Origin of the sequence: Pectobacterium quasiaquaticum (genome assembly GCF_014946775.2) — a bacterium.
GTDB lineage: Bacteria > Pseudomonadota > Gammaproteobacteria > Enterobacterales > Enterobacteriaceae > Pectobacterium > Pectobacterium aquaticum.
Genome location: NZ_CP065177.1, coordinates 213,022 through 235,059 on the forward strand (window position 1 = coordinate 213,022; position 22,038 = coordinate 235,059).

General features: G+C 48.8%; 13 protein-coding genes, 5 tRNA genes and 2 rRNA genes. 18 read left to right on the forward strand and 2 right to left on the reverse strand.

The window, feature by feature from the left end; genetic code table 11:
* Positions 1-86 precede the first annotated feature (86 nt).
* The 5 genes from IG609_RS00965 to birA all read left to right on the forward strand — a co-directional run bounded on the left by IG609_RS00965 (position 87) and on the right by birA (position 5,700).
* Positions 87-162: transfer RNA gene (locus IG609_RS00965), tRNA-Glu, on the forward strand.
* A 233-nt stretch (positions 163-395) separates the two neighbouring features.
* Positions 396-3,302: ribosomal RNA gene (locus tag IG609_RS00970) — 23S ribosomal RNA — on the forward strand.
* 129 nt (positions 3,303-3,431) lie between these two features.
* Positions 3,432-3,547: ribosomal RNA gene (gene rrf, locus IG609_RS00975) — 5S ribosomal RNA — on the forward strand.
* Positions 3,548-3,706: 159 nt separating this feature from the next.
* Positions 3,707-4,744, forward strand: a complete 1,038-nt coding sequence (gene murB, locus IG609_RS00980; RefSeq protein ID WP_193399548.1) for a UDP-N-acetylmuramate dehydrogenase — start codon at positions 3,707-3,709, stop codon at positions 4,742-4,744.
* Complete coding sequence (gene birA / locus IG609_RS00985) at positions 4,741-5,700, forward strand: bifunctional biotin--[acetyl-CoA-carboxylase] ligase/biotin operon repressor BirA (RefSeq protein ID WP_116156672.1); 960 nt, start codon at positions 4,741-4,743, stop codon at positions 5,698-5,700. The genes murB and birA overlap by 4 nt, the downstream gene beginning before the upstream one ends.
* 30 nt (positions 5,701-5,730) lie before the next feature.
* Here birA and coaA read toward each other — a convergent pair whose 3' ends face one another.
* Both coaA and IG609_RS00995 read right to left on the reverse strand, forming a co-directional pair.
* The gene (gene coaA / locus IG609_RS00990; protein ID WP_193399546.1) at positions 5,731-6,681 is read right to left on the reverse strand and encodes a type I pantothenate kinase; all 951 of its coding nucleotides are present in this window, start codon (positions 6,679-6,681) and stop codon (positions 5,731-5,733) included.
* Between the two features lie 211 nt (positions 6,682-6,892).
* Entirely contained in the window at positions 6,893-7,441 is a 549-nt protein-coding gene (locus IG609_RS00995; protein ID WP_193399547.1) for a GNAT family N-acetyltransferase, read from the reverse strand.
* Positions 7,442-7,772: 331 nt separating this feature from the next.
* Here IG609_RS00995 and IG609_RS01000 point away from each other — a divergent pair.
* The 13 genes from IG609_RS01000 to rpoC all read left to right on the forward strand — a co-directional run bounded on the left by IG609_RS01000 (position 7,773) and on the right by rpoC (position 21,930).
* A tRNA-Thr gene (locus tag IG609_RS01000) sits at positions 7,773-7,848 on the forward strand.
* A 15-nt stretch (positions 7,849-7,863) separates the two neighbouring features.
* Positions 7,864-7,948, forward strand: a tRNA-Tyr gene (locus IG609_RS01005).
* A 130-nt stretch (positions 7,949-8,078) separates the two neighbouring features.
* Positions 8,079-8,153, forward strand: a tRNA-Gly gene (locus IG609_RS01010).
* Between the two features lie 6 nt (positions 8,154-8,159).
* Positions 8,160-8,235 (forward strand) — tRNA-Thr (locus IG609_RS01015).
* A gap of 107 nt (positions 8,236-8,342) precedes the next feature.
* Positions 8,343-9,527, forward strand: a complete 1,185-nt coding sequence (tuf, locus tag IG609_RS01020) for an elongation factor Tu (protein ID WP_102116828.1) — start codon at positions 8,343-8,345, stop codon at positions 9,525-9,527.
* A gap of 237 nt (positions 9,528-9,764) precedes the next feature.
* A complete protein-coding gene (gene secE / locus IG609_RS01025) occupies positions 9,765-10,148 on the forward strand; it encodes a preprotein translocase subunit SecE (protein ID WP_102116827.1) in 384 nt (127 codons plus the stop codon).
* Between the two features lies 1 nt (position 10,149).
* Positions 10,150-10,695 (forward strand): transcription termination/antitermination protein NusG, encoded by a 546-nt coding sequence (gene nusG, locus IG609_RS01030; RefSeq protein WP_005970339.1) that lies wholly within the window; start codon positions 10,150-10,152, stop codon positions 10,693-10,695.
* Positions 10,696-10,857: 162 nt separating this feature from the next.
* Positions 10,858-11,286 carry a 50S ribosomal protein L11 gene (rplK, locus tag IG609_RS01035; protein ID WP_005970337.1) on the forward strand — a complete coding sequence of 143 codons (429 nt, stop codon included), beginning with the start codon at positions 10,858-10,860 and terminating at the stop codon, positions 11,284-11,286.
* A 3-nt stretch (positions 11,287-11,289) separates the two neighbouring features.
* Positions 11,290-11,994, forward strand: coding sequence for a 50S ribosomal protein L1 (rplA, locus tag IG609_RS01040; RefSeq protein ID WP_095701240.1), 705 nt, complete (start codon positions 11,290-11,292; stop codon positions 11,992-11,994).
* Positions 11,995-12,314: 320 nt separating this feature from the next.
* Entirely contained in the window at positions 12,315-12,812 is a 498-nt protein-coding gene (gene rplJ, locus IG609_RS01045; RefSeq protein ID WP_193399397.1) for a 50S ribosomal protein L10, read from the forward strand.
* 66 nt (positions 12,813-12,878) lie between these two features.
* Positions 12,879-13,244: a 50S ribosomal protein L7/L12 gene (gene rplL, locus IG609_RS01050; protein ID WP_005970331.1), complete on the forward strand. Its 366-nt coding sequence runs from the start codon at positions 12,879-12,881 to the stop codon at positions 13,242-13,244.
* A gap of 327 nt (positions 13,245-13,571) precedes the next feature.
* Positions 13,572-17,600: a DNA-directed RNA polymerase subunit beta gene (rpoB, locus tag IG609_RS01055; protein WP_193399398.1), complete on the forward strand. Its 4,029-nt coding sequence runs from the start codon at positions 13,572-13,574 to the stop codon at positions 17,598-17,600.
* 106 nt (positions 17,601-17,706) lie between these two features.
* Complete coding sequence (gene rpoC / locus IG609_RS01060; protein ID WP_102116824.1) at positions 17,707-21,930, forward strand: DNA-directed RNA polymerase subunit beta'; 4,224 nt, start codon at positions 17,707-17,709, stop codon at positions 21,928-21,930.
* Positions 21,931-22,038: the final 108 nt, after the last annotated feature.

A 22,038-nucleotide genomic window follows, 5' to 3' on the forward strand; every position in this document is an offset into this window, starting at 1 on the left:
TGAGCAAGCGCACCTGTTGATGCGATGAGTGTAAACTCATGCTGACGCGAGCGTACCAGGTTTATGACCTGGTGCGGATTTTTCGTGTCCCCATCGTCTAGAGGCCTAGGACACTGCCCTTTCACGGCTGTAACAGGGGTTCGAATCCCCTTGGGGACGCCAATCCGATAATGAGTGAAAGACATTATCATGAATATCTTAAAGATGATTCTTCGGAGTCATGTTTACGATATTGCTCTTTAACAATCTGGAACAAGCTGAAAATTGAAACATGACAGCTGAACATGCATGACAGCCTTCGGGTGTGTCGTGGTGAGTCAGTCTGTCAATGAGTCTCTCAAATAATCGCAGCGCGACAGTGACTTTGATTTATCAAAGACATCTTCGGGTTGTGAGGTTAAGCGACTAAGCGTACACGGTGGATGCCTAGGCAGTCAGAGGCGATGAAGGGCGTGCTAATCTGCGATAAGCGTCGGTAAGCTGATATGAAGCGTTATACCCGACGATACCCGAATGGGGAAACCCAGTGTGTTTCGACACACTATCATTATGTGAATACATAGCATAATGAGGCGAACCGGGGGAACTGAAACATCTCAGTACCCCGAGGAAAAGAAATCAACCGAGATTCCCCCAGTAGCGGCGAGCGAACGGGGAGGAGCCCAGAACCTGAATCAGTTTGTGTGTTAGTGGAAGCGTCTGGAAAGTCGCACAGTAAAGGGTGATAGTCCCGTACACAAAAATGCACAAGGTGTGAGTTCGATGAGTAGGGCGGGACACGTGACATCCTGTCTGAATATGGGGGGACCATCCTCCAAGGCTAAATACTCCTGACTGACCGATAGTGAACCAGTACCGTGAGGGAAAGGCGAAAAGAACCCCGGCGAGGGGAGTGAAATAGAACCTGAAACCGTGTACGTACAAGCAGTGGGAGCCTACTCGTTAGGTGACTGCGTACCTTTTGTATAATGGGTCAGCGACTTATATTCTGTAGCAAGGTTAACCGAATAGGGGAGCCGCAGGGAAACCGAGTCTTAACTGGGCGTTAAGTTGCAGGGTATAGACCCGAAACCCGGTGATCTAGCCATGGGCAGGTTGAAGGTTGGGTAACACTAACTGGAGGACCGAACCGACTAATGTTGAAAAATTAGCGGATGACTTGTGGCTGGGGGTGAAAGGCCAATCAAACCGGGAGATAGCTGGTTCTCCCCGAAAGCTATTTAGGTAGCGCCTCGTGAACTCATCTTCGGGGGTAGAGCACTGTTTCGGCTAGGGGGTCATCCCGACTTACCAACCCGATGCAAACTCCGAATACCGAAGAATGTTATCACGGGAGACACACGGCGGGTGCTAACGTTCGTCGTGAAGAGGGAAACAACCCAGACCGCCAGCTAAGGTCCCAAAGTCATGGTTAAGTGGGAAACGATGTGGGAAGGCATAGACAGCCAGGATGTTGGCTTAGAAGCAGCCATCATTTAAAGAAAGCGTAATAGCTCACTGGTCGAGTCGGCCTGCGCGGAAGATGTAACGGGGCTAAACCATGCACCGAAGCTGCGGCAGCGACACTTAGGTGTTGTTGGGTAGGGGAGCGTTCTGTAAGCCGTCGAAGGTGGCCTGTGAGGGCTGCTGGAGGTATCAGAAGTGCGAATGCTGACATAAGTAACGATAATGCGGGTGAAAAACCCGCACGCCGGAAGACCAAGGGTTCCTGTCCAACGTTAATCGGGGCAGGGTGAGTCGACCCCTAAGGCGAGGCTGAAAAGCGTAGTCGATGGGAAACAGGTTAATATTCCTGTACTCGGTGTTACTGCGAAGGGGGGACGGAGAAAGCTAGGTTATCCGGGCGACGGTTGTCCCGGTTTAAGCGTGAAGGTGGATGACCTTGGTAAATCCGGGTCGTCATTAACACTGAGGCGTGATGACGAGTCACTACGGTGATGAAGTAACCGATGCTACGCTTCCAGGAAAAGCCTCTAAGCTCCAGGTAACATCAAATCGTACCCCAAACCGACACAGGTGGTCAGGTAGAGAATACTCAGGCGCTTGAGAGAACTCGGGTGAAGGAACTAGGCAAAATGGTGCCGTAACTTCGGGAGAAGGCACGCTGATGGTAAGTGAAGTGACGTGCTCACGGAGCTGAAATCAGTCGAAGATACCAGCTGGCTGCAACTGTTTAATAAAAACACAGCACTGTGCAAACACGAAAGTGGACGTATACGGTGTGACGCCTGCCCGGTGCCGGAAGGTTAATTGATGGGGTCAGCCGCAAGGCGAAGCTCTTGATCGAAGCCCCGGTAAACGGCGGCCGTAACTATAACGGTCCTAAGGTAGCGAAATTCCTTGTCGGGTAAGTTCCGACCTGCACGAATGGCGTAATGATGGCCAGGCTGTCTCCACCCGAGACTCAGTGAAATTGAACTCGCTGTGAAGATGCAGTGTACCCGCGGCAAGACGGAAAGACCCCGTGAACCTTTACTATAGCTTGACACTGAACCTTGAGCCTTGATGTGTAGGATAGGTGGGAGGCTTTGAAGCGTGGACGCCAGTCTGCGTGGAGCCGACCTTGAAATACCACCCTTTAATGTTTGATGTTCTAACGTGGGCCCGTAATCCGGGTTGCGGACAGTGTCTGGTGGGTAGTTTGACTGGGGCGGTCTCCTCCCAAAGCGTAACGGAGGAGCACGAAGGTTAGCTAATCCTGGTCGGACATCAGGAGGTTAGTGCAAAGGCATAAGCTAGCTTGACTGCGAGAGTGACAGCTCGAGCAGGTGCGAAAGCAGGTCTTAGTGATCCGGTGGTTCTGAATGGAAGGGCCATCGCTCAACGGATAAAAGGTACTCCGGGGATAACAGGCTGATACCGCCCAAGAGTTCATATCGACGGCGGTGTTTGGCACCTCGATGTCGGCTCATCACATCCTGGGGCTGAAGTAGGTCCCAAGGGTATGGCTGTTCGCCATTTAAAGTGGTACGCGAGCTGGGTTTAGAACGTCGTGAGACAGTTCGGTCCCTATCTGCCGTGGGCGTTGGAAGATTGAGAGGGGTTGCTCCTAGTACGAGAGGACCGGAGTGAACGCACCACTGGTGTTCGGGTTGTGATGCCAATTGCATTGCCCGGTAGCTAAGTGCGGAAGAGATAACCGCTGAAAGCATCTAAGCGGGAAACTTGCCTCGAGATGAGTCTTCCCTGGGCACTAGATGCCCCTGAAGGGCCGTTGAAGACGACGACGTAGATAGGCTGGGTGTGTAAGCGTAGCGATACGTTGAGCTAACCAGTACTAATGACCCGAGAGGCTTAACCTTACAACACCGAAGGTGTTTTAAAGACTCATAGAGAACGATATTCAGCTTGTTCAGAGATTGGTTCTGGTGGTTACGGAGATGACAAAGAGAAAGTCATGTAAAGTAACGGCTGGAATGAAACAGAATTTGCCTGGCGGCGATAGCGCGGTGGTCCCACCTGACCCCATGCCGAACTCAGAAGTGAAACGCCGTAGCGCCGATGGTAGTGTGGGGCTTCCCCATGTGAGAGTAGGGAACTGCCAGGCATCAAATAAGTGAAAGCCCCTGTCGAAAGACAGGGGCTTTTTGCTATGGGAATTTTTTTGTGTATATGTTGTTTATACCTTACCTGTGGTAAAAGACAGTCGGTATCTTGCGTAGATCAGGTAGACTATGTGATATCTGAATTAGTAGGTATTTCCAGCATGGTGTCGAGAATTATTTCATTGAAGTCTCATAACTCTTTCTCATTATCTGTGTCTGCGTCTCGCATTACGGTAGCGGATACTCAAGAGAAATTGATCGAAGAATGGCGCGTCTCCTGCGCATTACAAGAGCCCGTTTTATTGCTAGGAGAAGGAAGTAATGTCCTTTTTCTGGAAGATTTTTTAGGTACTATTCTGCTAAATCGGCTCAAAGGTATAGATGTTCGAGAAGAGAGCGATGGCTGGTATCTTCATGTTGGTGCAGGTGAGAATTGGCATCAATTAGTTGAATATACGCTTAAATACGGTATTACTGGGTTAGAAAATCTTGCGTTAATTCCTGGATGTGTGGGCTCTGCACCGATACAAAATATTGGTGCGTATGGTATTGAATTACAAAATGTCTGTGATTATGTGGAATTGCTGGATCTGACTGAAGGTAAGGTCATGCGTCTTAGCTCTGAGGAATGTCAATTCGGTTACCGTGAAAGCATATTCAAGCATAAATATCGCTCTGGGTTTGCGATTACTGCTGTAGGGTTTTTTTTAAAGAAAGAGTGGAATCCAGTACTCAACTACGGTGATTTGGCAAAACTGAATCCTGAAACCGTGACGTCACAGCAGGTATTTGATTTTGTTTGTCATATGCGTCGAAGTAAACTTCCAGACCCTGTAGTGACAGGTAATGCTGGTAGCTTCTTCAAAAACCCAATAATTACACAACAGCAGGCCGAACGTATTTTACAAGACTATCCGAATGCTCCTCAGTATTTACAAGCTGATGGTAACGTTAAATTGGCCGCTGGATGGTTAATTGATCAATGCAAACTTAAAGGATTCCAGCTTGGTGGTGCCGCTGTTCATGAGAAACAGGCATTAGTTCTGATTAATAAAAATAATGCAAAAAGCTCAGATATTGTTGAATTAGCTCGTTACGTCCGCAACCAGGTTTCTGAAAAATTCTCCATACAACTGGAACCTGAAGTTCGCTTTATTGCTGCGCATGGAGAGGTCAATGCCATCGAGGTATTATCATGAAAGATATTACGGTTCCTCTTAAATTAATTAAAATCCTATCTGATGGTGAATTTTATTCCGGTGAGCTACTGGGCGAAATGATGGGGATGAGCCGAGCTGCGATTAATAAACATATTCAAACTATACGTGATTGGGGAATTGATGTTTTTACTGTAACGGGTAAGGGCTATTCTTTGCCAACGCCTATGCAGTTACTAGATGAAGAAGTTATTCTTAAGCGCCTACCGGAAAGTGGCGTGACGGTTTTACCTGTCGTTGATTCTACGAATCAGTACATTTTAGAACGATTGGATTCGCTGTCATCCGGTGATGCATGTATTGCTGAGTATCAGCAATCTGGGCGTGGTCGTCGGGGGCGGCAATGGTTTTCACCCTTTGGTGCGAATTTGTATTTATCCTTATATTGGCGTTTAGAGCAGGGACCGGCTGCGGCTGTTGGGGTGAGTCTGGTTATCGGTATCGTAATGGCCGAAGTGCTACATAAGCTTGGTGCTGATGGTGTTCGAGTCAAATGGCCTAATGATTTATATCTGAAGGATAGAAAATTGGCTGGTATTCTTGTTGAACTGACTGGGAAAACTGGGGATGCTGCTAATTTGGTAATTGGTGCAGGCATTAATTTACAAATGAGGGCACCTGCCCCAGATACGATTAATCAAGGTTGGATAAATTTACAAGAGGCTGGTATAGAGATTGATCGTAATACTCTCGCTTCGGCTCTTATTTCTGAATTAAGAAGCGCTTTGGCCGTCTTTGAACTACAAGGTCTTGAACCATTTATTCCCAGATGGGAAAAATTGGATAACTATTTTAATCGTCCGATCCGTTTGATTATCGGTAATCGCGAAATACATGGGATAGAACGAGGAATCGATCACCAGGGTGCATTGTTATTAGAAAACGATGGTTTGATAGCACCGTATATTGGTGGGGAAATTTCTCTGCGCGGTGTATAAAAAGGGGGGGGATATCCCCCTTTTATATATTTATTTTCTTAATCTAACACATTCAACGGCATGGTTGGCGCTTTTAGTCATAATAAGACTAGCTCTCTCCCGGGTAGGGAGGATATTTTCTTTTAGATTAAGTCCGTTAATTTCCTTCCATAATTGAGATGCAATACCGATAGATTCTTCTTCCGTCAATTTTGCATAATTATGAAAATATGAGTTTGGATTTGAGAATGCACCCTGCCTAAACTTCAAAAATCTATTTATATACCATGTCTGTAACAGTGTTTCAGGCGCATCCACATAAATAGAGAAATCTACGAAATCAGAAACAAAAACTCTATGTGGATCATGTGGATAATCCATTCCGCTTTGTAAAACATTCAAGCCTTCTAATATTAAAATATCAGGTTGCTCCAGCACTTTATTGTTATTAGGGACAATATCATATGTCAGGTGAGAATAAGTTGGGGCTGTGACTTTGTGTGTCCCTGATTTTATATCAGAAACAAACTTCACTAGGCTATGCATATCGTATGATTGCGGAAAGCCTTTTTTCTTCATCAAGTCGCGTTCTTTTAGCACCTTATTTGGATGAAGAAATCCATCGGTTGTAATGAGTTCTACACTGCGGTGTTCCGGCCAACGGCTTAATAACGCTTGAAGCACACGAGCTGTGGTACTTTTCCCTACAGCGACACTGCCTGCAATGCCGATTATGTAAGGTATCTTTTGTCCATCAGTTCCTAAGAACTGCTCAAGCACCGCCTGACGTCGTAAATTAGAGCTGATATAGAAATTGAGCAGGCGAGATAGCGGTAGATAAATTTCCGCGACTTCGTCTAATGAAAGGTCTTCGTTAATCCCTTTAAGCTTAACGATTTCTTCCTCTGTCAGCGTTAACGGGACGGAATCGCGCAAGGCGGCCCATTGGCTGCGGTTAAATTGTAGATATGGCGTGGACAAAGATTGCTCTCTATTGCTCATAAGTCGTGTTCTGCCTGCTTCACAGGTAAGAAAAGGGACTCTCAGCCCAGCGAAGAAAACGGGCTATTAGTTTAGTCAACGCGATGATCGCGGCACCTTCTCTTATGTAATAAATTTTTGATAATGGGCAGGTTAACACTTTGCTGCTAGAAATAAGAAGAGAAAATCGGTGCTGTACCCGATGCTGCCATGTTGACGCATCGGGTGTTTGCTAACTAGCGATGACTTTACCTAAACCATTCACGGCAAAGAGGCGCTTATAATAAATGGCCGTTGGGTGATAATAGCCATCGGGTGTGCAAGCATAGTCTGGTAATTCTCCCAGATGGCGATAGCCCAATGCACGGTAGAACGCTTCTGCGGGGGAACCTGCTTGAGTATCTAAGTAGAGTAATCCCCTCTGTTGTGAAAGCGCGCTCTGTTCCAATAGTTGAATGAGCAGTCGGCCTATTCCTGCTCTTCTTGTGCGACTATGAACCAATAATTTTTGAATTTCAGCTCTGTTTTTCCCATTTTGCTTTTGACACAACTCAAGCTGTACGCTTCCGACGACACCATCCTCATCGCGCGCTACCCATAACATGCGTTCACCGCTGGCGACGAATGTTTGCAAACTATGAAAATATTCTGTGGCTTCTTTGTGGGACAGTGGCGAGTGGTACCCAACAGAAGCACCTTTTTCTACAGCATCTATGAGTAGGCTAGCCAGTTCCTCACGATAGGCAGGTAAGGTTGCGGCATTGAGTTGAACGGTTTTCATCGTATTTTTCCTCTTCGACAGAAATTTATTTCTAACCGAGCAAAATGTATTCCAAGTGCTTTTCCTTAGAAAAGCGAGCAAAATAGCATCAGCCAGTGCAGTGCGTGCTCTTCTAAAGAGCAAAACCGTATTTTAGGTGCAAGAGGCATAGGCGGAAATTTGATGGCGAAACCTCCACTTTACTGGATAGAGTTGGTGGTTCTTTGCGCTAATTCTTACTGTTACTCTAGATTTATAGCCGGATTTGGATAAAATCTAAGCGATAGCGCATTTTGCGCAATTTTTTTGTTGCATCGAGCGTTCTGTCTACCTAGAATGCGCAGCACTTGAAGCCGGCTTAGCTCAGTAGGTAGAGCAACTGACTTGTAATCAGTAGGTCACCAGTTCGATTCCGGTAGCCGGCACCATCAAGTACATAATCAGGTGGGGTTCCCGAGCGGCCAAAGGGAGCAGACTGTAAATCTGCCGTCACAGACTTCGAAGGTTCGAATCCTTCCCCCACCACCAAATTCAATCCTGGCAACAGGATACTCGATACGGTAGTAAGAGTAAGCCGGATCGACGAAGGCGGGGTATATAAAATCTTATTCCCCAATTTCAAAATCTACAGAAAAATTAGGTAGCCGAGTTCCAGGATGCGGGCATCGTATAATGGCTATTACCTCAGCCTTCCAAGCTGATGATGTGGGTTCGATTCCCACTGCCCGCTCCAAGATGTGCTGATATAGCTCAGTTGGTAGAGCGCACCCTTGGTAAGGGTGAGGTCGGCAGTTCGAATCTGCCTATCAGCACCACTTCCTTTTCCTCCTCCTGATTTTCTTTCTGTGAATAAATTCAGCAAGCTAATGCTTGGTTGATGTGGTGATACCACCGATTTATCCGTGTCTTAGAGGGACAATCGATGTCTAAAGAAAAATTTGAACGTACAAAACCGCACGTTAACGTCGGTACTATCGGCCACGTTGACCATGGTAAAACAACGCTGACCGCTGCAATCACTACCGTTCTGGCTAAAACCTACGGTGGTAACGCGCGTGCATTCGACCAGATCGATAACGCGCCAGAAGAAAAAGCACGTGGTATCACCATCAACACCTCTCACGTTGAATACGATACCCCATCTCGCCACTACGCGCACGTTGACTGCCCAGGACACGCCGACTATGTGAAAAACATGATCACCGGTGCTGCCCAGATGGACGGCGCGATCCTGGTTGTTGCTGCGACTGACGGCCCAATGCCTCAGACCCGTGAGCACATCCTGCTGGGTCGTCAGGTTGGCGTTCCTTTCATCATCGTGTTCCTGAACAAATGTGACATGGTTGATGACGAAGAGCTGCTGGAACTGGTTGAGATGGAAGTGCGTGAGCTGCTGTCTCAGTACGACTTCCCAGGCGACGATACCCCAGTGGTTCGTGGTTCAGCTCTGAAAGCGCTGGAAGGCGACGCTGAGTGGGAAGCAAAAATCATCGAACTGGCAGGCTACCTGGATTCTTATATCCCAGAACCAGAGCGTGCGATTGACAAGCCGTTCCTGCTGCCAATCGAAGACGTATTCTCCATCTCCGGTCGTGGTACTGTTGTTACCGGTCGTGTAGAGCGCGGTATCGTTAAAGTGGGTGAAGAAGTTGAAATCGTTGGTATCAAAGATACGGCGAAATCTACCTGTACTGGCGTAGAAATGTTCCGCAAACTGCTGGACGAAGGTCGTGCAGGCGAGAACGTTGGTGTTCTGCTGCGTGGTATCAAGCGTGAAGAAATCGAGCGTGGTCAGGTACTGGCTAAGCCGGGTTCAATCAAGCCGCACACTCAGTTCGAATCCGAAGTGTATATCCTGAGCAAAGATGAAGGCGGCCGTCATACTCCGTTCTTCAAAGGCTACCGTCCTCAGTTCTACTTCCGTACAACTGACGTGACGGGCACCATCGAACTGCCAGAAGGCGTAGAGATGGTAATGCCGGGCGACAACATCAAAATGGTTGTTACCCTGATCCACCCAATCGCGATGGATGACGGTTTGCGTTTCGCAATCCGTGAAGGCGGCCGTACAGTAGGCGCGGGCGTTGTTGCTAAAGTTATCGCTTAATCGCTGATAACGTTTGACGCGACACGCGATAAAAGGGCATCATTTGATGCCCTTTTTCTACGCTGTCATGGTAGAACCTATCTCATCAGCGATTGTGAGATATAATCATTGGTGAGATAGGCTCTGTAGATACGGCGTAAATACCGAATTATTCGTTTTACAGAACATCTTTCGGTTTGGTTGCTCCGTGGTTACGGGGCAAAGTTATTTGTCTGAATCATTGTGACAGGTTGGTTTATGAGTGCGAATACCGAAGCTCAGGATAGTGGGCGTGGCCTGGAAGTGATTAAGTGGCTGGTAGTAGGTGCCTTGCTGGTCGTTGCGATTGTTGGCAATTATTATTACCGCGAACTTAGTCTTCCTCTGCGTGCATTGGCTGTTGTTATCCTGATCGCCGCAGCTGGTGGTGTGGCTCTGCTGACCACAAAAGGCAAAGCAACCGTAACGTTTGCTCGCGAAGCGCGTACTGAAGTACGCAAAGTAATTTGGCCGACTCGTCAGGAAACGTTACACACCACGTTAATCGTTGCCGCGGTGACTGCCGTGATGTCACTGATTTTGTGGGGGCTGGATGGTATTCTGGTCCGTCTGGTATCGTTTATCACTGGCCTGAGGTTCTAAGATGTCTGAAGCTCCAAAAAAACGTTGGTACGTCGTTCAGGCGTTTTCTGGTTTTGAAGGTCGCGTAGCACAATCCCTGCGTGAGCATATAAAACTCCATAATATGGAAGAGCTTTTTGGCGAAGTCATGGTTCCTACTGAAGAAGTCGTTGAGATCCGTGGTGGCCAGCGTCGCAAGAGCGAACGCAAGTTTTTCCCTGGTTATGTTTTAGTACAGATGGTGATGGAAGATGCTAGTTGGCATCTTGTACGCAGCGTACCTCGTGTTATGGGGTTCATTGGTGGCACATCTGACCGTCCTGCCCCAATCAGTGACAAAGAAGTGGATGCGATTATGAATCGTCTCCAGCAGGTTGGTGACAAGCCTCGTCCGAAAACGTTGTTTGAACCGGGTGAAATGGTTCGCGTTAACGATGGTCCATTTGCCGACTTTAACGGCGTTGTTGAAGAAGTAGACTATGAGAAGAGCCGCCTGAAGGTGTCTGTTTCTATATTTGGTCGTGCGACACCTGTTGAACTAGACTTTGCTCAGGTCGAAAAAGGCTAATTACCTGATAAGATTTGCTGAAAATAGCGACTTGCCTATGGCGCGAAATTAACCTATAATTTCGCGCCTTTTGTTTTTCAGTGGCCTCAATGGCGACTGAAGCGTAATACAAACCACGGGGAGCCTTTCACTAGGCGCTATTACCCAATCGAGGAAAGTTAAATGGCCAAGAAAGTACAAGCCTACGTCAAGCTGCAAGTTGCGGCTGGTATGGCTAACCCGAGCCCACCGGTAGGTCCTGCTCTGGGTCAGCAAGGTGTTAACATCATGGAATTCTGTAAGGCGTTCAATGCTAAAACTGAAAGCCTTGAGAAGGGTCTGCCGACTCCGGTTGTTATTACCGTTTATTCTGACCGTTCTTTCACCTTCGTTACCAAAACGCCTCCAGCAGCTGTTCTGCTGAAGAAAGCGGCTGGTATCAAGTCTGGTTCTGGCAAGCCGAACAAAGACAAAGTAGGTAAAGTAACGAGCGCTCAGGTTCGTGAAATCGCAGAAACTAAAGCTGCGGACATGACTGGTTCTGATGTAGACGCCATGGCGCGCTCTATCGCAGGTACTGCTCGTTCCATGGGCCTGGTAGTGGAGGATTAATAAATGGCTAAGCTGACCAAGCGCATGCGCGTGATCCGTGACAAAGTTGATGTAACTAAACAGTATGACATCAACGAAGCTGTTGCTCTGCTCAAAGAGCTGGCCACTGCTAAATTCGTAGAAAGTGTAGACGTCGCTGTTAACCTCGGCATCGATGCACGTAAATCTGACCAAAACGTTCGCGGTGCAACCGTTCTGCCTCATGGCACCGGTCGTTCTGTTCGCGTAGCAGTCTTCACCCAAGGCGCAAACGCTGAAGCTGCTAAAGCTGCTGGTGCTGAGTTTGTGGGCATGGAAGATCTGGCTGACCTGATCAAGAAAGGCGAAATGGGCTTTGACGTTGTTATTGCATCTCCAGATGCAATGCGCGTTGTTGGCCAATTGGGCCAGGTTCTGGGTCCACGCGGCCTGATGCCAAACCCGAAAGTGGGTACTGTGACTCCTAACGTTGCTGAAGCAGTTAATAATGCTAAAGCGGGTCAGGTTCGTTACCGTAACGACAAGAACGGCATCATTCATACCACTATCGGTAAGGTTGATTTCGATTCTAACAAATTGAAGGAAAACTTGGAATCTTTGCTGGTTGCGCTGAAAAAAGCAAAACCATCTCAGGCGAAAGGCGTGTTCATCAAGAAAGTTAGCTTGTCTACTACTATGGGCGCTGGCGTTGCCATCGACCAGAGCGGTCTGAACGCTGCTGCTAACTAATAGCTTTTGTTCCGCTTTACTCGGGTGTGAAATTTACCTATAATTTTACGCCCGTTGTTCCTTAAGTGGGATAATGCAAGAATTTTTCGGTTGGAGCCTGGCCTATCCAGGCCTCCGTCCAAGACCGCAGGTGTTTCGTAAGAAACTTAATTCTCCTGCGTAGACGGTGACAGAGCCTAAATAACGTTTTTCTTTATATTTATAAAGAATAATTTTTTACTGGATTCTGCTCACCGTGTTTCAACGCTTATCTCTAATTTTGGCGATAAGTGAAGTGAGTTCCGGAGAGTTTCTCCGGCTAAATCCAGGAGCAAAAGCTAATGGCATTAAATCTTCAAGACAAACAAGCGATTGTTGCTGAAGTCAGCGAAGTAGCCAAAGGTGCGCTGTCTGCGGTTGTTGCGGATTCTCGTGGCGTTACCGTTGATAAAATGACCGAACTGCGTAAAGCAGCGCGTGAAGCTGGCGTTTACATGCGTGTTGTTCGTAACACCCTGCTGCGCCGCGTCGTTGAAGGCACTCAATTTGAATGCCTGAAAGACACGTTTGTTGGTCCGACCCTGATTGCATACTCTATGGAACACCCGGGCGCTGCTGCTCGTCTGTTCAAAGAGTTCGCTAAAGCGAATGCAAAATTTGAGGTCAAAGCTGCAGCCTTTGAAGGCGAGCTGATCCCGGCGGCTCAAATTGACCGTCTGGCAACGCTGCCGACTTACGAAGAAGCACTGGCACGTCTGATGTCGACCATGAAAGAAGCCGCTGCCGGCAAACTGGTCCGCACTCTGGCTGCTGTTCGCGATGCAAAAGAAGCTGCGTAATAGCACTTTCTTTTCTAACGTACTTGCTAACGTATAAACTATTTCTGATTCTTAGGAACAATTGTTATGTCTATCACTAAAGATCAAATTCTGGAAGCAGTAGCAGCTATGTCTGTAATGGATGTTGTTGAGCTGGTTTCTGCTATGGAAGAAAAATTCGGTGTTTCTGCTGCTGCTGCTGTCGCTGTTGCTGCTGGCCCAGCTGAAGTTGCTGAAGAAAAAACTGAGTTCGACGTTGTGCTGAAAGCCATCGGTGCTAACAAAGTTGCTGTAATCAAAGCTGTTCGCGGCGCAACTGGTCTGGGTCTGAAAGAAGCCAAAGATCTGGTTGAGTCTGCACCAGCCGTGATGAAAGAAGGCGTGAGCAAAGATGACGCTGAAGCACTGAAAAAATCATTGGAAGAAGCTGGCGCAGAAGTTGAAGTTAAATAAGCCAACCTTTCAGGTTGCAGCCTGATTTATTAGGCTGATGGCTGGTGACTTTTTAGTCACCAGCCTTTTTGCGCTGTAGGGCATCAATGGGATTTCACACTGTTTAGCCATTGATTTCCCCCAATATTTTTTTCTATTGACGACTTAATATACTGCTTTCCTGCATGGGCTCCATGCCTAAGCAAGAGCAACGAAATGGTTTAAGAGTAATAGAAAGACGTATTACGGAAAGTTCTCTATTTTCCGACCAACATAAATAGTGTTGCATGAACTGTCCTTGTTAGGGCAGACAGAGTGGTTCGACTTGTCAGCTAGCTGAGGAACCCTATGGTTTACTCCTATACCGAGAAAAAACGCATCCGTAAGGATTTTGGTAAACGTCCACAGGTTTTGGACATACCTTATCTCCTTTCTATCCAACTTGACTCGTTCCAGAAGTTTATCGAGCAAGACCCAGAAGGTCAGTACGGTTTGGAAGCTGCATTCCGTTCTGTCTTCCCTATAAAAAGCTATAGCGGCAATTCAGAGCTGCAATACGTTAGCTATCGCTTGGGCGAGCCTGTATTTGACGTCAAAGAATGTCAGATCCGTGGTGTGACGTTCTCTGCGCCACTACGCGTAAAACTGCGCTTGGTGATCTACGAGCGCGAAGCGCCTGAAGGCACCGTTAAAGACATCAAAGAACAAGAAGTTTACATGGGCGAAATTCCGCTCATGACCGATAACGGTACCTTCGTGATCAACGGTACTGAGCGCGTAATCGTGTCTCAGTTGCACCGTAGCCCAGGTGTGTTCTTCGATAGCGACAAAGGTAAAACCCACTCTTCAGGTAAGGTGCTGTATAACGCACGTATTATTCCTTACCGTGGTTCCTGGCTGGATTTCGAGTTTGATCCGAAGGATAACCTGTTTGTCCGTATCGACCGCCGTCGCAAATTGCCTGCGACCATTATCTTGCGCGCGCTGGGTTATTCCACCGAACAGATTCTCGATCTTTTCTTCGATAAAATTGTCTATGAAATCAATGGCAATAAATTGCAGATGGATCTGATTCCTGAGCGCCTGCGTGGTGAAACCGCATCGTTTGATATTGAAGCGAACGGTAAAATTTATATCGAGAAAGGTCGCCGCATCACTGCGCGCCATATCCGTCAGTTAGAGAAAGACGGTATTGAGCGCATTGAAGTGCCTGTTGAGTATATCGCTGGCAAAATACTGTCCAAAGATTATGTCGACGAGAGCACCGGTGAACTGATCGGCGCAGCCAACATGGAGCTGTCGCTGGATCTGCTGGCTAAACTGAGCCAGTCTGGCCACAAACGTATTGAGACACTGTTCACCAACGATCTTGATCATGGTGCATACATGTCTGAAACCGTGCGCGTCGATCCGTCAAACGATCGTTTAAGTGCGTTGGTTGAAATCTATCGCATGATGCGTCCTGGTGAGCCACCAACGCGCGAAGCCGCAGAAACGCTGTTCGAGAACCTGTTCTTCTCTGAAGACCGCTACGATCTGTCTGCGGTTGGTCGTATGAAGTTCAACCGTTCTCTGCTGCGTGACGAGATCGAAGGTTCCGGTATCCTGAGCAAAGATGACATCATCGAAGTGATGAAGAAGCTCATTGATATCCGTAATGGTAAAGGCGAAGTGGATGATATCGACCACCTTGGCAACCGTCGTATCCGTTCCGTCGGCGAAATGGCAGAAAACCAATTCCGCGTTGGTTTGGTGCGTGTAGAGCGTGCTGTAAAAGAGCGTCTGTCTCTGGGCGACCTCGATACGCTGATGCCACAGGACATGATCAACGCCAAGCCGATTTCGGCTGCCGTGAAAGAGTTCTTCGGTTCAAGTCAACTGTCACAGTTTATGGATCAGAACAACCCGCTATCGGAGATTACGCACAAACGTCGTATCTCCGCATTGGGTCCAGGCGGTCTGACGCGTGAACGTGCTGGCTTTGAAGTTCGTGACGTACACCCGACTCACTACGGTCGCGTTTGTCCTATCGAAACGCCGGAAGGTCCGAACATCGGTCTGATCAACTCCCTGTCCGTTTATGCGCAAACTAACGAATACGGTTTCCTTGAAACCCCGTATCGTCGCGTGCGTGAAAATGTGGTAACGGATGAGATCCATTACCTGTCTGCGATTGAAGAAGGTAACTTCGTTATCGCACAGGCGAACACCAATTTGGACGAAGAAGGCCGCTTCATCGACGAACTGGTTACCTGCCGTAACAAAGGTGAGTCCAGTTTGTTCAGCCGCGATCAGGTTGAATACATGGACGTTTCCACACAGCAGGTGGTTTCCGTCGGTGCGTCCCTGATTCCGTTCCTGGAACACGATGACGCCAACCGCGCCCTGATGGGTGCGAACATGCAACGTCAGGCCGTTCCGACTCTGCGCGCTGATAAGCCGCTGGTTGGTACCGGTATGGAACGCGCTGTTGCGGTTGACTCCGGTGTAACTGCCGTAGCCAAACGTGGTGGTACAGTACAGTACGTGGATGCATCGCGTATTGTAATCCGCGTTAATGACGATGAAATGTATCCGGGCGAAGCTGGGATCGACATCTATAACCTGACCAAATATACCCGTTCTAACCAGAACACTTGCATCAGCCAGATGCCGTGTGTGTCTTTGGGCGAGCCGGTAGAACGTGGTGACGTTCTGGCAGATGGCCCGTCCACCGATCTGGGTGAACTGGCGTTGGGTCAGAACATGCGCGTGGCATTCATGCCATGGAATGGTTACAACTTCGAAGACTCCATCCTCGTTTCCGAGCGTGTGGTTCAGGAAGATCGCTTTACGACCATCCACATTCAGGAATTGGCCTGTGTGTCTCGTGACACCAAGTTAGGGCCTGAAGAAATTACTGCGGACATCCCGAACGTGGGTGAAGCAGCACTTTCTAAATTGGATGAGTCTGGCATCGTTTATATCGGTGCGGAAGTAACCGGTGGTGACATTCTGGTTGGTAAGGTAACGCCGAAAGGTGAAACCCAGTTGACGCCAGAAGAGAAACTGCTGCGTGCGATCTTCGGTGAGAAAGCGTCTGACGTTAAAGACTCTTCTCTGCGTGTACCAAACGGTGTTTCCGGTACGATTATCGACGTACAGGTCTTTACCCGCGATGGTGTGGAAAAAGACAAACGTGCGTTGGAAATCGAAGAAATGCAACTGAGGCAGGCGAAGAAAGACCTGACTGAAGAGTTGCAGATTCTGGAAGCGGGTCTGTTTGGACGTATCCACGCAGTGCTGGTTGCCGGCGGCGTAGAAGCTGACAAACTGGACAAACTGCCGCGCGAGCGCTGGTTGGAACTGGGTCTGACTGATGAAGATAAACAGAATCAGTTGGAACAACTGGCAGAACAGTATGATGAGCTGAAGCACGAGTTTGAGAAAAAACTCGAAGCTAAGCGCCGTAAAATTACCCAAGGCGACGATCTGGCACCTGGTGTGCTGAAAATCGTTAAGGTTTATCTGGCCGTTAAACGTCAGATCCAACCGGGTGACAAGATGGCAGGTCGTCACGGGAACAAAGGTGTTATCTCCAAGATCAACCCGATCGAAGATATGCCTTACGATGAGAACGGTACGCCGGTCGATATCGTACTGAACCCGCTGGGCGTACCTTCACGTATGAACATCGGTCAGATTCTGGAAACCCACTTGGGTATGGCTGCAAAAGGTATCGGCGAGAAAATCAACGCCATGCTTAAGCAGCACGAAGAAGTGACTAAACTGCGTGAGTTCATCCAGAAAGCCTACGATCTGGGCGACGATGTGCGTCAAAAAGTTGACCTGAGCACTTTCTCAGACGAAGAAGTTATGCGTCTGGCTGAAAACCTGAAGAAAGGTATGCCAATTGCAACGCCGGTATTCGACGGTGCAAAAGAGAAAGAAATCAAGGAACTGTTGCAGATGGGCGGTATCCCTACCTCCGGTCAGATTACCCTGTACGATGGACGTACCGGTGAGCAATTTGAGCGTCAGGTTACCGTGGGCTACATGTACATGCTGAAACTGAACCACTTGGTTGACGATAAGATGCATGCTCGTTCCACCGGTTCTTACAGCCTGGTTACTCAGCAGCCGCTGGGTGGTAAGGCGCAGTTCGGTGGTCAACGCTTCGGTGAGATGGAAGTGTGGGCGCTGGAAGCTTATGGTGCAGCTTATACCCTGCAAGAAATGTTGACCGTTAAGTCTGATGACGTGAATGGCCGTACCAAGATGTATAAAAACATCGTGGATGGCAATCATCAGATGGAGCCAGGCATGCCGGAATCCTTCAACGTATTGTTGAAAGAAATCCGCTCGCTGGGTATCAACATCGAGCTGGAAGAAAAGTAATTCCAGCCTGTTGTATTGCTGGCATTCGTCATAGGGACACCTGAACTGTGTTTTTAACAGCATGGTTCAGGTGTCTATCAGGTCTAACTCCGACAGGAGCCAATCCGTGAAAGACTTATTAAAGTTTCTGAAAGCGCAAACTAAGACCGAAGAGTTTGATGCGATCAAAATTGCTCTGGCTTCGCCAGACATGATCCGTTCGTGGTCTTTTGGTGAAGTTAAAAAGCCAGAAACCATCAACTACCGTACGTTCAAACCTGAACGTGACGGCCTTTTCTGTGCCCGTATCTTTGGGCCAGTAAAAGATTATGAGTGCTTGTGCGGTAAGTATAAGCGCCTGAAACACCGCGGTGTTATTTGTGAGAAGTGCGGTGTTGAAGTGACCCAAACTAAAGTACGTCGTGAGCGTATGGGTCACATCGAGCTGGCTTCTCCGACTGCGCACATCTGGTTCCTGAAGTCACTGCCTTCCCGTATCGGTTTGCTGTTAGATATGCCGCTGCGTGATATTGAGCGCGTGCTTTATTTTGAATCTTATGTCGTGGTTGAAGGCGGTATGACCAACCTTGAGCGCCGTCAGATCCTGACTGAAGAGCAGTATCTGGATGCGCTGGAAGAGTTTGGTGATGAATTCGACGCCAAAATGGGTGCCGAAGCGATCCAAGCTCTGCTGAAGAACATGGATCTGGAGCAGGAATGCGAGCAGCTGCGTGAAGAGCTGACCGAAACCAACTCTGAAACCAAACGTAAGAAGCTGACGAAGCGCATTAAGCTTCTGGAAGCATTCGTACAGTCTGGTAACAAGCCAGAGTGGATGATCCTGACCGTTCTGCCTGTACTGCCACCAGATTTGCGTCCGTTGGTTCCGCTGGACGGCGGTCGTTTCGCGACTTCCGACCTGAACGATCTGTATCGTCGCGTGATCAACCGTAACAACCGTTTGAAACGCCTGCTGGATCTGGCTGCGCCAGACATCATCGTACGTAACGAAAAACGTATGTTGCAGGAAGCGGTTGATGCCCTGCTGGATAACGGCCGTCGCGGTCGTGCGATCACTGGTTCTAACAAACGTCCTCTGAAATCTTTGGCTGATATGATCAAAGGTAAACAGGGTCGTTTCCGTCAGAACCTGCTCGGTAAGCGTGTTGACTACTCCGGTCGTTCTGTAATAACCGTTGGTCCATACCTGCGTCTGCACCAGTGTGGTCTGCCGAAGAAAATGGCACTGGAGCTGTTCAAACCGTTCATCTACGGCAAGCTGGAACTGCGTGGTCTTGCTACCACCATTAAAGCCGCCAAGAAAATGGTTGAGCGTGAAGAAGCCGTTGTATGGGATATCCTGGACGAAGTCATCCGCGAACACCCGGTACTGCTGAACCGTGCACCAACACTGCACCGTTTGGGTATTCAGGCGTTTGAACCTGTATTGATCGAAGGTAAAGCGATCCAGTTGCACCCACTGGTTTGTGCGGCATATAACGCCGACTTCGACGGTGACCAAATGGCTGTACACGTACCGTTGACGCTGGAAGCCCAGTTGGAAGCGCGTGCGTTGATGATGTCGACCAACAACATCCTGTCCCCTGCGAATGGTGAGCCAATCATCGTTCCTTCTCAGGACGTGGTATTAGGTCTGTATTACATGACGCGTGACTGTGTTAACGCCAAAGGCGAAGGCATGGTGCTAACGGGTCCGAAAGAAGCTGAACGCGTTTATCGCGCTGGTCTGGCCTCTCTGCATGCGCGCGTTAAAGTGCGTATCACGGAAGAGATCAAGAGCATCGAAGGTGAGGTTACGCATCAGACATCGATTATCGATACAACTATCGGTCGTGCCATCCTGTGGATGATCGTACCGAAAGGTCTGCCGTACTCGATCGTTAACCAGCCTCTGGGCAAGAAAGCGATCTCCAAAATGCTGAACACCTGTTATCGCATTTTGGGTCTGAAGCCGACAGTTATCTTCGCTGACCAGACTATGTACACCGGTTTTGCTTACGCGGCGCGCTCTGGTGCTTCCGTAGGTATCGATGACATGGTTATCCCAGAGAAAAAAGCCGAGATTATCGAAGAAGCCGAAACCGAAGTTGCCGAGATTCAGGAGCAGTTCCAGTCTGGTCTGGTTACCGCGGGCGAACGCTATAACAAAGTGATCGATATCTGGGCAGCGGCGAACGAACGTGTTGCGAAAGCGATGATGGAAAACCTGTCCGTTGAGGATGTGGTTAACCGTGATGGCGTGGTTGAGCAGCAGGTTTCTTTCAACAGCATCTTTATGATGGCCGACTCCGGTGCGCGTGGTTCTGCAGCACAGATTCGTCAGTTGGCGGGTATGCGTGGTCTGATGGCGAAACCAGATGGTTCGATCATCGAGACGCCAATTACCGCAAACTTCCGTGAAGGTCTGAACGTACTCCAGTACTTCATCTCGACGCACGGTGCGCGTAAAGGTCTGGCGGATACCGCACTGAAAACGGCGAACTCCGGTTATCTGACGCGTCGTCTGGTTGACGTTGCACAGGATCTGGTGGTGACCGAGGACGATTGTGGTACCCATGAAGGTATCATGATGACGCCGGTTATCGAGGGTGGCGATGTTAAAGAGCCACTGCGTGAGCGCGTACTGGGCCGTGTAACGGCTGAAGACGTGATCAAACCGGGTACCGCGGACATTCTGGTTCCACGTAACACGCTACTGAATGAGCAGTGGTGTGACATGTTGGAAGAGAACTCCGTTGACGCCGTTAAAGTACGTTCAGTGGTAAGTTGCGAAACCGACTTTGGCGTGTGCGCCAATTGCTACGGTCGCGATCTGGCTCGTGGTCATATCATCAACAAAGGTGAGGCTATCGGGGTTATCGCGGCACAGTCCATCGGTGAGCCAGGTACACAGTTAACCATGCGTACGTTCCACATCGGTGGTGCGGCATCGCGTGCGGCAGCTGAGTCCAGCATTCAGGTGAAAAACAAAGGTAGCCTGAAACTGAACAACGCGAAGTTCGTTATGAACAGCAATGGTAAACTGGTTATTACTTCACGTAATACCGAACTGAAACTGATCGACGAATTCGGACGTACCAAAGAAAGCTATAAAGTGCCTTACGGTGCAGTGATGGCGAAGGGTGACGGCTCAGAAGTTAGCGGTGGCGAAACCGTCGCAAACTGGGACCCGCATACCATGCCAGTGGTGACCGAGGTAAGCGGTTTCATCCGCTTTGCTGATATGATTGACGGTCAGACCATTACTCGCCAGACCGACGAATTGACTGGTTTGTCCTCTATCGTGGTTCTGGATAGCGCAGAGCGTACTGGTAGTGGTAAAGACCTACGTCCAGCACTGAAAATCGTTGATGGCAAAGGTGAAGATGTACTGATTCCTGGTACTGATATGCCAGCTCAATACTTCCTGCCGGGTAAAACAATTGTTCAACTGGAAGATGGGGTTCAGATTGGTGCCGGTGATACATTGGCGCGTCTCCCTCAGGAATCCAGTGGTACCAAGGATATTACCGGTGGTCTGCCACGCGTAGCCGATCTGTTCGAAGCCCGTCGTCCGAAAGAGCCGGCTATTCTGGCAGAGATCAGCGGTATCATTTCCTTCGGTAAAGAAACCAAAGGTAAGCGCCGTCTGGTAATTTCTCCGTTGGATGGCAGCGATGCTTACGAAGAGATGATTCCGAAATGGCGTCAGCTTAACGTGTTCGAAGGTGAAGTTGTGGAGCGTGGTGACGTGGTTTCCGACGGCCCAGAGTCTCCGCACGATATTCTGCGTCTGCGTGGTGTACATGCAGTAACGCGTTATATCACCAACGAAGTTCAGGAAGTTTACCGTCTGCAAGGCGTTAAGATTAACGATAAACATATCGAAGTTATCGTTCGTCAGATGTTGCGTAAAGGCACCATCGTTAGTGCAGGTGGCACTGAGTTCCTAGAAGGCGAACAGGCAGAGTTCTCTCGCATCAAGATTGCTAACCGCAAGTTGGAAGCGGATGGCAAGATTACGGCAACGTTCAGCCGCGATCTGCTGGGTATCACCAAAGCATCTCTGGCGACCGAGTCCTTCATTTCTGCGGCATCGTTCCAGGAAACCACTCGCGTACTGACCGAAGCTGCTGTTGCTGGTAAGCGTGATGAACTGCGTGGCCTGAAAGAGAACGTTATCGTAGGTCGTCTGATCCCAGCAGGTACGGGTTATGCGTATCATCAGGATCGTATGCGCCGCCGTCAGGCGGGGGAAGCGCCTGTCGTACCTCAGGTGAGTGCCGATGAAGCTTCTGCTAACTTGGCCGAACTGCTGAACGCAGGCTTTGGTAGCAGCGACGACGAGTAAGTCTCTTTACGCTGCACTATCATGCGGTAAATAACAAAAACCCCAGCTATCATGGCTGGGGTTTTTTTATTGCGCACATTCCTGTGCGCTACCTAAAGGCCGTCGTAA

Excerpts from the sequence above, each read along its gene's own strand:
- rplJ (WP_193399397.1), top strand. The coding sequence starts at position 12,315 with ATGGCATTAAATCTTCAAGACAAACAAGCGATTGTTGCTGAAGTCAGC.
- rplL (WP_005970331.1), top strand. The coding sequence starts at position 12,879 with ATGTCTATCACTAAAGATCAAATTCTGGAAGCAGTAGCAGCTATGTCT.
- secE (WP_102116827.1), top strand. The coding sequence starts at position 9,765 with ATGAGTGCGAATACCGAAGCTCAGGATAGTGGGCGTGGCCTGGAAGTG.
- tuf (WP_102116828.1), top strand. The coding sequence starts at position 8,343 with ATGTCTAAAGAAAAATTTGAACGTACAAAACCGCACGTTAACGTCGGT.
- rplK (WP_005970337.1), top strand. The coding sequence starts at position 10,858 with ATGGCCAAGAAAGTACAAGCCTACGTCAAGCTGCAAGTTGCGGCTGGT.
- rplA (WP_095701240.1), top strand. The coding sequence starts at position 11,290 with ATGGCTAAGCTGACCAAGCGCATGCGCGTGATCCGTGACAAAGTTGAT.
- rpoB (WP_193399398.1), top strand. The coding sequence starts at position 13,572 with ATGGTTTACTCCTATACCGAGAAAAAACGCATCCGTAAGGATTTTGGT.
- IG609_RS00995 (WP_193399547.1), bottom strand. The coding sequence starts at position 7,441 with ATGAAAACCGTTCAACTCAATGCCGCAACCTTACCTGCCTATCGTGAG.
- birA (WP_116156672.1), top strand. The coding sequence starts at position 4,741 with ATGAAAGATATTACGGTTCCTCTTAAATTAATTAAAATCCTATCTGAT.
- murB (WP_193399548.1), top strand. The coding sequence starts at position 3,707 with ATGGTGTCGAGAATTATTTCATTGAAGTCTCATAACTCTTTCTCATTA.
- nusG (WP_005970339.1), top strand. The coding sequence starts at position 10,150 with ATGTCTGAAGCTCCAAAAAAACGTTGGTACGTCGTTCAGGCGTTTTCT.
- coaA (WP_193399546.1), bottom strand. The coding sequence starts at position 6,681 with ATGAGCAATAGAGAGCAATCTTTGTCCACGCCATATCTACAATTTAAC.